Here is a 13,804-nt window from a genome sequence, read left to right on the forward strand (position 1 = left end):
GGCGTCACGCCGGTGCGAACGGGAGCGAGCGACCGGCGAGCCCGCGCCCCTTGGTCACGACGCGCTGCGCGAGTGCGTCGATCGCGGCGGCCGCGGCATCCGACGGGTCCTCGAGGACGACGGGCATGCCGGCATCCCCGCCCTCGCGCAGTGCCGGGCTGAGCGGGATGGACGCGAGCAGCGCGATCGGCTCGGCCGGCGTCGACAGTGCCTTCGCGACCTCGGCACCGCCGCCGGAGCCGAACAGGTCGATCACAGTGCCGTCCGGTAGTGCGAAGGCCGCCATGTTCTCGACGACGCCGATCACGCGTTGACCGGTCTGCCGGGCGACCAGACCGCTGCGGATCGCGACGTCGGATGCCGCGGTCTGCGGTGTGGTGACGACCAGCACCTCGGCATGCGGCAGGATCTGGCCGATCGAGATCGCGATGTCGCCCGTGCCGGGCGGCATGTCGATCAGCAGCACGTCGAGGTCGCCGAAGAACACGTCCGTGAGGAACTGCTGCACCGTGCGGTGCAGCATCGGTCCGCGCCATGCCACGACGGATTCCCCGTCGCGCAGGAACATGCCGATCGAGATCGTCTTCACTCCGTGCGCGACCGGCGGCAGCATCAGATCGTCGATGCGGGTCGGCTGCGTCCCCGCGGGGATGCCGAGGAGGCCGGGGATCGAGAATCCGTGCACGTCGGCATCCACGAGCCCGACCGCGAGACCGCGCTCCGCTAGTGCGACGGCGAGATTGGCGGTGAGGGTCGACTTGCCGACGCCGCCCTTGCCGCTGGACACGAGGATGACGCGGGTCAGGGAATCAGGGCCGAACGGCATCTGCCGTGCAGGCCGCCCCGCACGCAGCTTCTCGGTGAGCGCCTTGCGCTCATCCGGTGTCATGACACCGACGGACACGTCCACGTCGTCGACACCGGGGACGGATGCCGCAGCGCTGCGCACATCCGATTCGATGCGGTTCGCGGCGGGGCACCCGACGATGGTCAGGACGATGGCGACGTGCGCGGTCGAGCCGCGCACGGTCACCTCGCGGACCATGTCGAGCTCGCCGATCGGACGGCGCAGCTCGGGGTCGGTGACGGCTTCGACGGCGCGTCTGACCTGCTCCGCCGTCATCGCCTGGGGCGCCGGATCGTGATGGGGCCGGTGCGGGGAGACGGCCCGTCGGAGCCGGCATCCCGTCCGTCCGCGTGCTCGTCGTCGAGTTCGGCGAGGAGGGCGCGCAGCTCCTGACGGAGCACGTCCCGGGTCACGACCTGAGAATTGCGCTCCTCGAGCGACAGCCTCAGCGCGACGATCTCGCGCGCCAGGTACTCGGTGTCGGCGAGATTGCGCTCGGCCCGCTGACGATCCTGCTCGATCTGCACCCGGTCGCGGTCGTCCTGACGGTTCTGCGCGAGAAGGATGAGGGGAGCGGCGTACGAGGCCTGCAGCGAGAGCATGAGGGTCAGCGCGGTGAAACCGAGCGCGGCGTCGTCGAAGCGCAGGTTCTCGGGCATCAGCGTGTTCCAGCTGATCCACAGCACGCAGAAGAGCGTCAGGATCAGGAGGAACGCCGGTGTCCCCATCGCCCTCGCGACCCACTCCGTGAAGCGGCCGAAGCGGTCACGGGAGGTCGGTCGCTGCCGTGCTGTACCGCGCCCGAGGGGAGCATCGAGGCCGGCGCGGGTGTTCTTCGCCATCATCGCGCGCTCCCATCCGTCGCCGGGTCGTCGATGTCGTGCGAACGCCAGTCATCCGGGAGCAGGTAGTCGAGCACGTCGTCGATGCTGATCGCGCCGACCAGGCGGTGCGCGGCGTCGACGACGGGCAGGGAGACGAGGTCGTAGCTGGCGAGCATGCGGGCCGCCTCCGCGGCGGAGGCGGTGGCGCGCACCGACTCCATGCTGTCGTCCACGATCGCGCCGAGGCGTTCGTGCGGCGGGTAGCGCAGCATCCGCTGGAAGTGCACGACACCCAGGAGTCGGCCGGTCGGCGTCTCGAACGGCGGAAGCGTCACGAACACGGCCGCGGCGAGAGCCGGATGCAGTTCGTGCCGGCGGATCAGAGCCAGCGCCTCGGCGACCGTCGCATCGGCCGACAGGATGATCGGCTCGGTCGTCATCAGACCACCGGCGGTGTCGGGGCCGTACGAGAGGAGCGTGCGGACGTCCTCGGCCTCCTCGGGCTCCATCAGCTCGAGCAGCTGCTCCAGGCGCTTCTTCGGAAGCTGTGCCAGCAGGTCGGCCGCGTCATCCGGCTCCATCTGATCGAGGATGTCGGCCGCGCGCTCATCGCCGAGCCGGTCGAGGATGTGCACCTGCTCCTCTTCGGGCATCTCCTCGAGGGCGTCGGCGAGACGGTCGTCCGGCAGCTCCTCGGCGACCTCGATCATGCGCTGCTGGGGCAGGTCGAGAAGCGTGTTGGCGAGGTCGGCCGCGTGCAGCTCGGAGTAGGACGCGACCAGCTGCTCGGCGGACTGGGCCTCGCCCGGCGCACGGTCTTCGGCGACCTCGTTCCAGGCGGCGAAGGCGGTCGGGCCCTTCGCGAACGGGGATGCGCTCGTCTTGGGCTTGCGCAGGAACAGCTGTGTGATGCTCCATTCGCCGAGCCGGTTCGGCTCGATCGCGACATCCTCGATGACCGCGCTGCCCGTCCCGTCGACGAATCCGACCCGACGACCCAGCAGCTCGGCCAGGACGCGGACCTCGCCGGGTCGCGGCTGGAATCGGCGGACGTTGATGAGGCCGGTCGAGATGACCTGCCCGGCGCGGATCGAGGTGACCCGGCCGATCGAGAGGAACACGTGCCGGCGACCGGGGATCTCGACCACGAGGCCGATCACGCGCGGCGCGGCCGTTTTTCGGTACACGATGACGACATCCCGGACTTTGCCGAGCCGGTCGCCCACGGGGTCGAAGACGGCGCACCCGGCCAGGCGCGCGACGAATACCCGTTGAGTGCTCACGTCCCCAGCGTAGTCCGCGCGGCCGGACCTGCGGGGGTCCACGGCACCGCCGGGGCGCACGCGTGGAAGAATGGGTGGATGACCATGCTCAACCGCCCTGCAGACGGTGCCGACGTCGGCGAGACCGTCGCTTCGATGCGCGAGTACGAACGTGCGCAGAAGACGGTGTCGAAGCTCATCGCCGGTGAAGTGCCTGCGCGCGACATCGCGATCGTCGGGCAGGGCGTGCGGACGATCGAGAAGATCACCGGACGGCTCGGATACGCCACGGCCGCGCGCTCCGGTGCGATCAACGGTCTGCTGATCGGTCTCCTGCTGTCGGCCATTCTCATGGTCGGCAACCCGGAGGTGCCGATCCAGATGTTCGTGGCGTACCTGTTCATCGGCGTCGCGATCGGCATGATGCTCAGCCTGGTCACGTTCGCGATCGTCCGTCGACGCCGCGATTTCGCCAGCGTCACGCAGCTCGCCGCCGACCACTACGAGGTGACGGTGCTGGCGGCCTCGCTGTCGAAGGCCAGGCAGGTGCTGGGTGCCCAGCGCCCCGCCGCCGCGCGGCCGCCGGTCGATCTGAACGAGCCTCCGCGGTACGGCGAACGGGTGACGCCCGGTCAGCCGCAGAACGACCCGGCGCCCTCCGGCCCTGCCGCGGCACCGTCGGCAGCGGCGACGTCCAGCCCCTCGCCGGTCATTCCGCCGCGTCCCGCCGACCCGCGTCCGCGGTACGGCGAGCGGGTTTCCGACACCCAGACCTCGACGGGGTCGACTGACGCCCCTGCGGAGGGGTCCGCTGCGGATGCCGAAGCCGGCGCGCCCGAGGCCGACACGACTCCGAGCAAGCCCACGAGCGACGACTGACCATGACCGAGGAGCCGCTGCGCATCGACGTGGCGCTGCCGGCCGGGGTCGTGACGGTTCCGGCGTCTCTGTCCCAGCGCACCGGTGGCGTCGATCGCGGCACCGTCATCATCGCGCACGGCGCCGGAGCAGGGATGGAGCATCCTTTCCTCGTCGGCTTCGCCGCCGCACTGAACGACGACGGCTTCGCGACGGTCCGCTTCGACTTCCCCTACCGCGCCCAGGGGCGTCGGATGCCGGGGCCGGCCGCACATGCGATCGCGACCTGGCACGCCGTGGTGGACGCCGTCCGCTCGCGTACCGACGGTCCGGTGTGGGCGGCGGGCAAGTCGTACGGCGGCCGGATGGCGTCGATGGCCGCTGCCGAGGGGATGGATGTCGCCGGGCTCGTCTATCTCGGCTATCCGCTGCACGCACCGGGAAAGCCGGAGAAGCCGCGAGCCGAGCATCTGCCGGACGTCGCGGCGCCGCAGCTGTTCATCGAGGGGACGAACGACCCGTTCATCCAGCCTGTGGAGCAGTTCGACGCGGTCATCGAGACGTGCCGCGACGCACGCGTCGTCTGGATCGACGGCGGAGGGCACTCGTTCGAGGTCAAGGGCAGCAAGCGTCCCACGGACGTGATCGGCGCGTCGCTGGGCCCGCTCGTGACGTCGTTCGCCATGACGCGCCGGTGACGTCTGCCACGATGGTCGGGTGAGCCTCGACCGCATCGCCCTCATCTCCGACGTCCACGGGAACATGACCGCCCTGGAAGCGGTGCTCGCCGACATCGCGGGCCGCGGCATTCATCGCGTGTTCAACCTCGGCGACACGGCAGGCAAGGGGCCTCGCGGCGAGGCTGCGGTGCAGCGCTGCCGCGAGGCGTGCGAAGTCAACGTGCGGGGCAACTGGGACGACTTCCTCCCCGGGATCCCCGACGACCCGACCGCGCAGGAACCGCTGCGCTGGTGGCACGCAGAGCTCTCGGCGGAGAGCCTGAGCTGGCTCGGAGCCCTGCCACTCAGCCACGATCTGCTGATGAGCGGCAGGCGGATCCGCCTGTTCCACGCCTCGGCGGAGAGCCCGCACGTGCGGGTGCACTTCCACCACACACCAGAGGAGTTCGCGGGCATGTTCGCCAACACCGCGATGACCGGAGACGGACCGGAGCCCGACGTCGTCGGCTACGCCGACATCCACGACGCCTACATCGAATCCACCGATCGGAAGACGCTGTTCAACGTGGGCAGCGTCGGCAATCCGCTGGACGTTCCGCAGCCCTCGTACGTGATCCTGGAGGGCATTGCGGATGCCGAGCACGAGGCGCCCTTCGGCATCCAGTTCATCCGGGTACCGTACGACGTCGAGGCCGAGATCGCGGTGGCGGAGTCGGTGCAGATGCCCACCCGCGACGTGTGGGCGGTCGAGCTGCGCACCGGCGTGTACCGGGGCCGGCAGTGATGAGCGGATTCCATCACGTCGAGGTGTGGGTCGCCGACCGCTCGGAGGATGCCGGCTGGCGGTGGCTGCTGTCCGAGCTGGGATTCGTCCCGGAGCAGGAATGGTCGGACGGGATGTCCTGGGCGGCAGGCGGCGCCTCCCTGACCCTGACGACGTCGCCGAACCTGTCCTCAGCCGATCACGATCGCCGACGACCGGGCGTCAATCATCTGGCCTTCCACGGCGGCTCGTCGGTGCAGGTGGATGCGCTGATCCGGGCGGCACCGGCGAACGGGTGGACGCCGCTGTACGCCGATCGGTATCCGCACGCGGGCGGCGAGGACCACTACGCCGGCTGGCTGGAGAACGCGGCGGGGTTCAAGGTCGAAGTCGTCGCGGCGCTGAGCTCGCCGGGTACGACGGACGGGGTCGAGGAGAGTCGCTAGGGTATCGCTCATGCCTCTCGCTCTCGTCACCGGCGCCGCACGCGCGAACAGCATCGCCGCCGGCATCGTCCCCCGTCTGCGCGCGGACGGTTGGGAGGTCGCGACCAGCGACCTCGCTGACGCCGACCACCCGTGCGATCTCTCCACCCCTGAAGGGCCCGCTGAGCTCATCGCCGACGTGGTGCGCGAACGAGGACCGATCTCGGCGCTGATCCTCTCGCACGCGCACGACGTCGAATCCGGCATCCTGGACACGACGGCCGAGAGCTTCGACCGGCACGTGGCCATCAACGCCCGAGCGAGTCTGCTGCTGATCGCTGCCTTCGCACGGCAGATCCCGGATGCCGGGGGAGGGGTCGTCGCCCTCACAAGCGATCACACCACCGGGAACCTGCCCTACGGCTCGTCCAAGGGCGCACTCGATCGCCTCGTCATCTCGGCGGCCCGCGAGCTCGGCCCCCTCGGCATCTCCGCGAACGTGCTCAACCCCGGTCCGATCGACACGGGATGGATGCCGGAGGGGTTCGCGGAGTCGCTCGTGCCCGCGCATCCGCTCGGGCGCATCGGGACGCCGGCCGACATCGCCGCCTTCGTGTCGTTCCTGGTCTCGCCGGAGGGCCGGTGGGTCTCCGGGCAGCTCCTGCACGCCGACGGCGGGTTCTCGGCGCGCTACTGACCCCGCGTCAGCCCAGCTCCGGGGCCGCGAGCAGTCGGCGCGTGGTCGACAGCCGAGCGCGCTCATGGTCGGGTTGGAATCGACGTAGTACCAGCCCAGACCCATCGCCTGCTGGAACGCCCAGGCCGCACCGCGCAGCCATTCGCCGTCGCCGATCCCGAGCTCGCTTCGGAGGCGAGCGCGGCCGGTCGCGTCGAAGAGGTGCCAGGCCGCGACGAGATCGAGCGCACGATCGGCCGGGCCGAACGAACCGCTGTCCAGCACACCCGTGAGCCGGCCGCGTTCGACGAGCAGGTTCGGCGGGGTCAGGTCGCGGTGCGACATCGAGAGGGCATCCGGCGAGCCGAGCTCCCTGAGCCGTTGCCACAGCGCACGCGCCCGTCCGACGTCGATCCGGCCGCCGCTGCGGGCGAAGCACTCCGACATCCACTCGTCGTGGTCGCGCAGATCGCCGCCGCGTCCGCGCCCGTCGAACGAACGCGCGCCCACCGGGGCGCTCCGGAGCGCTGCGATGAGCCGGACGACGTCGTCCACCAGCGTCTGCGATGACCCGGATGCGTCGTGATCCGCCGGTGCGCCGTCGATCCAGGTCTGCAGGCTCCATGCCGAGGCGTAACGCTCGGTCGGTTCGCCGATGCCCACCGGGGTCGGCGCGGGGAAGGGGCTGACAGCGGCGAAATCGGCCATCGCGTCGGCTTCCCGCCGCAGCTCGTCCGCCGGCGCGGGATCGAACGGGAATCGGGCGACGAGTTCGTCGCCGACCCGGAAGAGGGCGTTCACCGTGCCTGCCGACGCGAGACGGCGTACGGGCAGGCGGCGCAGGTCACCGAACTGCTCGGCGATCAGACACGTCGCGAGAGCCTCATCGATGCCCATGCCGCTCCTTCGGGGTCCGCGGGCGACGGAACCGGGGCGGCGCGTCGGACGCGCCGCCCCGGGATACCGGTGTCGAAACCGTGGCTCAGGCCTGAACCCGGGCGATCCAGGCCTCGACCTCGTCGGCCGTCCGCGGGATGCCGGCGGACAGGTTCACGGGGCCGTCCTCGGTCATGACGATGTCGTCCTCGATCCGGACGCCGATCCCTCGGAGCTCCTCGGGAACGGTCAGATCGTCGATCTGGAAGTACAGCCCAGGCTCGATCGTGAAGACCATGCCCGGCTCGAGGATCCCGTCGTAGTACATCTCGCGGCGGGCCTGAGCGCAGTCGTGCACGTCGATGCCCAGGTGGTGGCTGGTGCCGTGGACCATGTAGCGGCGGTGCTGGCCGCCGGCATCCGCGTCGAGCGCCTCCTCGGCCGTCACAGGCAGCAGACCCCACTCGGCGACCCGTGCGGCGATGACCTGCATCGCCGCTTCGTGCACGGTGCGGAACCGGACGCCGTTCTTCGCCGCGGCGAAGGCGGCGTCGGCCGCCTCTCGGACCGCCTCGTAGACCTTGCGCTGCACCTCGGTGAACGTGCCGTTGACCGGCAGGGTGCGCGTGATGTCGGCCGTGTAGAGGCTGTCGGCCTCGACACCGGCATCCACGAGGATGAGGTCGCCGGGGACGACCGTGCCGTCGTTGCGGGTCCAGTGCAGGTAGCAGGCGTGCGGACCGGAGGCGGCGATCGTGTCGTACCCCTCGCCGTTGCCGTCCTCGCGTGCGCGACGGTGGAAGACCCCCTCGACGACCCGTTCGCCTCGAGCGTGCACCGCGGCCTCCGGGAGGGCGCGGATGATGTCGTCGAAGCCCTGCGCGGTGATGTCGACGGCCCGGCGCATCTCGGCGATCTCGTACTCGTCCTTCACGAGGCGCAGCTCCGAGACGAACCGCGCGAGGTCGGCGTCGTCGAGCGCCACATCGTCGGCTCCGGCGGTGAAGGCGGCGAGGTGGTCCGTCGCGATGGCGAGGTCGGCGGCGACGCCGGCGAGCGACGGGCGGGGGCCGATCCAGAACTCGCCGACCGTCGCGTCCGCGTAGAACTCGGTCGTCGTCCGGTCGGCGCGCTCGCGGAAGTACAGGGTGACGTCGTGTCCGGCATCCGTCGGGTCGAACACGAGCACGGAGTCGGGTTCGGCATCCGCCGCCCAGCCCGTCAGGTGCGCGAACGCGGAGTGCGCACGGAACGGGTAGTCCGTGTCGTTGCTGCGCTGCTTCAGCGATCCGGCGGGGATCACCAGACGCCTGCCCGCGAACGCGGCGGAGACCTTGTCCCGGCGCGCAGCCGCGTAGGCGGCCTGGGGCCGCGCCGCGGGAAGCGACTCCGGGCGCTCGGCCCATCCGGTCGAGATCGTGTCCAGGAAGCCGCGAGGGAACGGCTGCTTGCGGTTGGTGACGGGCGTCTTCGCCGCGTCGTCGTCGGTGGCCTGTGCGATCGTGTCGCTGGATCCGGTGCTCATGCCTCCAGTCTCTCACTCCGCGTCGCCGCGTAGGGTGGATGGGTGAGCCCAGAACGCCCCGCCCAGCGCCCGTCACCCGCCGTCACCATCGTCATCGACGCGGCGCTGGTCGTCGTGTTCTGCGTGCTCGGAGGACTGTCGCACTCGGTCGGCGAGCCGGATGCCGTCGCCCGGATCGTGGTCTCTATCTGGCCGTTCCTCGCCGCGCTCATCGTCGTGCACGCAGTCGCGCTGGCCGTGGGCACGGATGCCACGCGGGTGGTACCGGGCATCCTGATCTGGCTCGTCACCCTCGGCGGCGGCATGGCGCTGCGGGCGCTGACCGGGCAGGGTACGGCGTGGGCGTTCGTGATCGTCGCGGCGGTGACGCTGGCGGTCTTCCTCATCGGCTGGCGCGCCGTGAACACGATCGTCCGGCGCCGCCGCTGAGCGCTCAGCCCACGGGCTCCAGCTGCACGACGAGCCCGCGGTGGTCGCTGCCGTCGGCATCGAGCACGACGGATCCGGTCGGCTCCCAGTTGGGGCTGGCCATGATGTGGTCGATCGGCGCCCCGAGCAGCTCGGGGTAGGACGCCGGCCAGGTCGCCACCGCACCGTTCCCGGTGCGCGCGGCCGCGTCGCGGCAATAGCCCATGTCGCCCCCGTCGACGCCGAGCGAGGCCATGTGGTCGATCGTCGCGTTGAAGTCACCGGCGAGGATGAAATCGCCCTGAGGGCACTGGTCGGCGATCCAGGCGAGGTCGCTCTGCCAGCGATCCATCGCTTCGGGGCGGGGGGCGACCGCGTGCACGGCGACGACAGTCGGGCCGTCGCCGTCCACCGGCATCGCGACCGCGCTCGGCACGGAGCTGGTGTTGCTGGTCCCGTCCACCGAGGACTGGATCACCGAGTAGTCGCCGAGGTCGGGGGAGATGAGGATCGTCGTCTGCCAGGCCTGCGGCCCGTTCTCGACGTCGGGGTTGAACTGCACGTGATGCACCCACATCGGATGCCCCTGCTCGCGCAGCATCACCGCGATGCGGGCGCCGACCGACTCGGCCGTCTCCGGAAGGGCGACGATCTCGGCATCCTGCTCGAGGATCTCGGCGGCGATGGCGTCGGCGGAGATGGCCTCGCCTGCGGTGTTCCAGGTGAGCACCCGCACGCTGCCGTCGGTCTTCTCCGGAAGAGTCTCGGAACCGAGGCCGCGCACGGCGCCGATCGCGACGGATGCTCCGGCCCCGATGATCGCGACGATCAGAATGGACGCCGCGAAACCGCGCAGCGGCTTGGCGAGCAGCAGCAGCAGCGCCAGCACGGCCACGACCGCGAACGCCGCCGCGACAGCACCGCGCACCGCCACGAGCTGGGCGAACGGATAGGTCTGCTCGAGCTTGAAGAACTGCGGCCACACCACGACGGCCGTCGCTATCGCGAACAGCACGGTCAGCAGAATCCCCAGTACTCGGAACATCGCCCATCAGCCTAGGGGCGGGATCTGTGAATCATCTGGTGCGGCAGGCACCGCGCGGCGGATGGATCCCGCGCTCCTGGCGGGCGATACGCTCGGAGGATGAGGAGCGCGCAACGGTTCGAGGGTCCCAGCGACCTGCACCTGCACTCCAATCACTCCGACGGGACGCAGTCACCGGCCGAGGTCGTCCGACAGGCGAAGGCGCACGGCATCCGCACCCTCGCCCTGACCGATCACGACCGCACCACCGGCTGGGACGAGGCCGCACGCGCCGCCGGCGAGCTGGAGATGACGTTCCTTCCGGGGATGGAGCTGTCCGCCAAGCACGAGTGGCGCAGCGTCCACGTCCTCGGTTATCTCTTCGATCCGGTCGATCCGGCGCTCGCCGCCGAGACCGATCGCATCCGCGGAGACCGCATCGGCAGAGCCGAACGGATCGTGCGCAACATCGGCCGCGACTACGACCTGAACTGGGAGGACGTCATCGCGCAGACGATGCAGGATGCCACGGTCGGCCGCCCGCACATCGCGGATGCTCTGGTCGCCCGCGGCATCGTGCGCGACCGAGCCGAGGCGTTCGACGGCATCCTGCACCCGCGCGAGGGGTACTACGAACCGCACTACGCGCCCGACCCGCTGACGGCGGTGCGGCTCATCACGCGCGCCGGGGGCGTGGCGATCATCGCGCACCCGGTGACGGCAGGACGAGATCGGATGATGCCGGTCTCGTTCATCGAGCGTCTGATCGCCGAGGGGCTGGGCGGGTTCGAGATCGATCACCGCGAGAACACCGAGGACGGCAAGCGGCTGCTGCGGGCGCTCGCGGCCGAGCACGATCTCATCGTCACCGGGTCGAGCGACTATCACGGTGCCGGCAAACCCAACGTGCCTGGTGAGAACACCACGGCCGATGAGATGGTGGCGCGGATCATCGACCGCGCGACCGGCACGGATCCGCGGTATCCCTGAGCCGGGCGAACTGTCGGGATTCTCCCGGACACCTGTGCGGTCCGGCCGATAGGTTGTCCGGCATGCAGCGGGCGACATCCCTGGAACGGCGCATCGACGAGGTCGCCCATCGCCTCCTCCGGGATGCCTCGGCGAACGGCATCCGTGCCGGTCTGATCGAGTTCGCCGTTTTCGTGCTCAAGCAGGCCTGGGCGTGCGTGTTCGGCGCCGCCCTGCTGGTCGCGATCGTCGCTGCTCGCCTGTGGTATCCGGATGACGCGGTCATCGCCCGCAACGATGCGCTGACGATGGCGGCCGTTCTGATCCAGGTCGCCATGCTCGTGTTCCGGCTCGAGACGGGCCGCGAGCTGTGGGTCATCGTCCTGTTCCATGTCACGGGGACGGTGATGGAGCTGTTCAAGACCGACGTGGGTTCGTGGATGTACGCCGCCGACGGCGTGCTGCGCCTCGGCGGAGTCCCGCTGTTCAGCGGGTTCATGTACGCGGCGGTGGGGTCGTACATGGTGCGCGTCCACCGGCTCTTCGACCTCGGGTTCGTCCGCTATCCCCGCCGCTGGCTCACGACGGCGGTCGCGGCGGCCGTCTACCTGAACTTCTTCGCGCATCACTTCTGGTGGGATGCCCGGTGGGTCCTGCTCGGCGCGGTCGTGCTGCTCTGGCTGCCGACGGTCATGTACGCCCGCGTGTGGCGGCGCGTGCTCCGGCTGCCGCTGCTGATCGTGTTCGCGGGCGTGGCGGTGTTCATCTATCTCGCCGAGAACATCGGCACCTGGGCCGGGGCATGGGCGTATCCGGACCAGGTGGCCGCATGGCAGCCGGTCTCGCCGAGCAAGCTCGGCTCCTGGTTCCTGCTCATGATCATCTCGGTGGTCATGGTGACCTGGGTGTATCCGCCGCGTGCGCCGGCCTCCACCGGCGCAGACGACGAGGGGCGGATGCCGCAGCATCCGCCCCTCGAGGAAGAGTCTCAGGCCCCGGCGGCCGGAGCCTGAGGAACCGTACCGCCACCGGATCCGCCGCGACGGCGACGACGGCGACGTGCCGGAGCCGGTTTGCCGTCGTGGTGCTCCTTGCCCGCACCGTCGTGGGTGCCTGCGCCCTCAGCGCTGCGATCGACGGCTGGGGCGTCCTTCGACGTCTCGTCCTTGGACGCGTCGCCCTCGGCGAACGTCGAGCCGACGGGCTCGGTCGCGGTGCGACGGCGACGGCGGCGGCGGGTCGTTCCCTCGGAAGCGCCCTCGGCTGCGGCATCCGCGGCCTTCTCCGGGCGCTGGCGCTGCGTCTTGACCGCCTGCGTCTTCGGCGCCGTCGTCAGCCGGCCCTTCGTGCCTTCGGGGATGTTCAGGTCGCTGTACAGATGCGGGCTCGACGAATACGTCTCGACGGGCTCGGGCTGGCCGAACTCCAGGGCGCGGTTGATGAGGGCCCACTTGTGCAGGTCCTCCCAGTCGACGAACGTGACCGCGATACCCGTCTTGCCTGCGCGGCCGGTGCGGCCGGCGCGGTGCAGGTACGTCTTGTCCTCGTCCGGGATGGTGTGGTTGATGACGTGGGTGACGTCGTCGACGTCGATGCCGCGGGCGGCGACGTCGGTGGCGACGAGCACGTCGCGCTTACCCGCCTTGAAGGCGGCCATCGAGCGCTCGCGCTGCTCCTGTCCCATGTCTCCGTGCACGCCGCCGACGTTGAATCCGCGGTCGCCGAGCTCGTCGACCAGGCGCTGCGCCGCGCGCTTGGTGCGCGTGAAGATGACGGTCTTGCCGCGGCCCTCGGCCTGCAGGATGCGGGCGATGACCTCGTCCTTGTCGAGCGAGTGCGCGCGGTAGACGAGGTGCTTGATGTTCGCCTGGGTCAGCCCCTCGTCGGGGTCGTTGGCGCGGATGTGGATCGGGTTCGACATGAACCGGCGCGCCAGCGCGACGATCGGGCCCGGCATGGTCGCCGAGAAGAGCTGGGTGTGGCGCTTGTCCGGAACCTTCTGGAAGATCTTCTCGATGTCGGCGAGGAAGCCGAGGTCGAGCATCTTGTCCGCCTCGTCCAGCACGACCTCGGTCGCGTTGGAGAGGTCGAGCAGACGCTGGCCTGCGAGGTCGATCAGACGACCCGGTGTGCCGACGACGATCTGTGCGCCGGCCTTGAGCTGGTCGATCTGCCCCTCGTAGGCCTTGCCGCCGTAGATGGCGACGACGCTGGTGGAGCGGTTGCTGGTGAGCAGGTCCATGTCCTCGTAGACCTGGACGGCGAGCTCGCGCGTCGGGACGACGATGAGCGCCTTGACGCCAGGTTCCGGGTTCTCACCCAGGCGCTGGACGACGGGGATGCCGAAGCCGAACGTCTTTCCGGTTCCGGTCTTGGCCTGGCCGATGATGTCCTGGCCCGGAAGGCCGAGGGGGATGGTCTGCTCCTGAATGGGGAACGCGTCCACGATGCCCTTGGCGGCGAGGGCGTCGACGATGTCCTGATCGATGCCGAGTTCGGCGAAGGTTGTCACGATGTGATGTTGCCTGTCCGGCGGCCCGTGCGCGGGGCGCGCCACGTATATACGGATCCACGCCGTCTCATGTGCCACAGGCGCGGGGCCCTGCTCCGATGGCAGGGCGTGGGACCAGCCTACCCGAGCACCCCGTCGCGGCCGGTAGAGCGGAT

General features: G+C 70.2%; 14 protein-coding genes and 1 pseudogene. 8 read left to right on the forward strand and 7 right to left on the reverse strand.

All coding sequences use genetic code 11. The features are described from left to right. Positions 1 to 4: 4 nt before the first annotated feature. Genes OED01_RS05215 through OED01_RS05225 form a run of 3 tightly spaced genes read right to left on the reverse strand, consistent with a single transcriptional unit; the run spans position 5 to position 2,954 of the window. The gene (locus OED01_RS05215; RefSeq protein ID WP_264157321.1) at positions 5 to 1,123 is read right to left on the reverse strand and encodes an Mrp/NBP35 family ATP-binding protein; all 1,119 of its coding nucleotides are present in this window, start codon (positions 1,121 to 1,123) and stop codon (positions 5 to 7) included. Next, complete coding sequence (locus OED01_RS05220) at positions 1,120 to 1,689, reverse strand: DUF1003 domain-containing protein (RefSeq protein WP_264157917.1); 570 nt, start codon at positions 1,687 to 1,689, stop codon at positions 1,120 to 1,122. The genes OED01_RS05215 and OED01_RS05220 overlap by 4 nt, the downstream gene beginning before the upstream one ends. Beyond that, positions 1,689 to 2,954, reverse strand: a complete 1,266-nt coding sequence (locus tag OED01_RS05225; protein WP_264157322.1) for a magnesium transporter MgtE N-terminal domain-containing protein — start codon at positions 2,952 to 2,954, stop codon at positions 1,689 to 1,691. Before OED01_RS05225 ends, OED01_RS05220 begins: the two co-directional genes overlap by 1 nt. Before the next feature lie 78 nt (positions 2,955 to 3,032). Here OED01_RS05225 and OED01_RS05230 point away from each other — a divergent pair, with 78 nt between their 5' ends. From OED01_RS05230 to OED01_RS05250, 5 genes are read left to right on the forward strand one after another with little or no spacing between them, the layout of a single operon-like run. After that, a complete protein-coding gene (locus OED01_RS05230; RefSeq protein ID WP_264157323.1) occupies positions 3,033 to 3,812 on the forward strand; it encodes a general stress protein in 780 nt (259 codons plus the stop codon). 2 nt (positions 3,813 to 3,814) lie between these two features. Next, a complete protein-coding gene (locus OED01_RS05235) occupies positions 3,815 to 4,489 on the forward strand; it encodes an alpha/beta hydrolase family protein (protein ID WP_264157324.1) in 675 nt (224 codons plus the stop codon). A gap of 19 nt (positions 4,490 to 4,508) precedes the next feature. Further along, positions 4,509 to 5,255, forward strand: a complete 747-nt coding sequence (locus OED01_RS05240; protein ID WP_264157325.1) for a metallophosphoesterase family protein — start codon at positions 4,509 to 4,511, stop codon at positions 5,253 to 5,255. After that, positions 5,255 to 5,680: a VOC family protein gene (locus OED01_RS05245; protein ID WP_264157326.1), complete on the forward strand. Its 426-nt coding sequence runs from the start codon at positions 5,255 to 5,257 to the stop codon at positions 5,678 to 5,680. The genes OED01_RS05240 and OED01_RS05245 overlap by 1 nt, the downstream gene beginning before the upstream one ends. A 10-nt stretch (positions 5,681 to 5,690) precedes the next feature. Beyond that, on the forward strand, positions 5,691 to 6,356 hold the full coding sequence (locus tag OED01_RS05250) for an SDR family oxidoreductase (RefSeq protein ID WP_264157327.1): 666 nt from the start codon (positions 5,691 to 5,693) through the stop codon (positions 6,354 to 6,356). 186 nt (positions 6,357 to 6,542) lie between these two features. Here OED01_RS05250 and OED01_RS05255 read toward each other — a convergent pair. Both OED01_RS05255 and OED01_RS05260 read right to left on the reverse strand, forming a co-directional pair. Beyond that, positions 6,543 to 7,232: pseudogene (locus OED01_RS05255) on the reverse strand (phosphotransferase); the annotation flags it as partial. 85 nt (positions 7,233 to 7,317) lie between these two features. Next, positions 7,318 to 8,736 carry an aminopeptidase P family protein gene (locus tag OED01_RS05260; RefSeq protein ID WP_264157328.1) on the reverse strand — a complete coding sequence of 473 codons (1,419 nt, stop codon included), beginning with the start codon at positions 8,734 to 8,736 and terminating at the stop codon, positions 7,318 to 7,320. A gap of 42 nt (positions 8,737 to 8,778) precedes the next feature. Between OED01_RS05260 and OED01_RS05265 the strand changes: the two genes are divergently transcribed. Then, positions 8,779 to 9,165, forward strand: coding sequence for a DUF3054 domain-containing protein (locus OED01_RS05265; protein WP_264157329.1), 387 nt, complete (start codon positions 8,779 to 8,781; stop codon positions 9,163 to 9,165). 4 nt (positions 9,166 to 9,169) lie between these two features. On the opposite strand, the gene OED01_RS05270 is transcribed toward OED01_RS05265, so the two are convergent. Beyond that, entirely contained in the window at positions 9,170 to 10,189 is a 1,020-nt protein-coding gene (locus OED01_RS05270; RefSeq protein ID WP_264157330.1) for an endonuclease/exonuclease/phosphatase family protein, read from the reverse strand. Positions 10,190 to 10,288: 99 nt separating this feature from the next. Between OED01_RS05270 and OED01_RS05275 the strand changes: the two genes are divergently transcribed. After that, positions 10,289 to 11,158: a PHP domain-containing protein gene (locus OED01_RS05275; protein WP_264157331.1), complete on the forward strand. Its 870-nt coding sequence runs from the start codon at positions 10,289 to 10,291 to the stop codon at positions 11,156 to 11,158. Between the two features lie 62 nt (positions 11,159 to 11,220). Further along, entirely contained in the window at positions 11,221 to 12,150 is a 930-nt protein-coding gene (locus OED01_RS05280; RefSeq protein ID WP_264157332.1) for a DUF817 domain-containing protein, read from the forward strand. Here the strand turns inward: OED01_RS05280 and OED01_RS05285 are convergent. After that, entirely contained in the window at positions 12,126 to 13,649 is a 1,524-nt protein-coding gene (locus OED01_RS05285; RefSeq protein ID WP_264157333.1) for a DEAD/DEAH box helicase, read from the reverse strand. The two genes, OED01_RS05280 and OED01_RS05285, sit on opposite strands and share 25 nt — an antisense overlap. Between the last annotated feature and the right edge of the window lie 155 nt (positions 13,650 to 13,804).

Origin of the sequence: Microbacterium sp. M28, assembly GCF_025836995.1 — a bacterium.
In the GTDB taxonomy this organism is placed as follows: Bacteria; Actinomycetota; Actinomycetes; order Actinomycetales; family Microbacteriaceae; genus Microbacterium.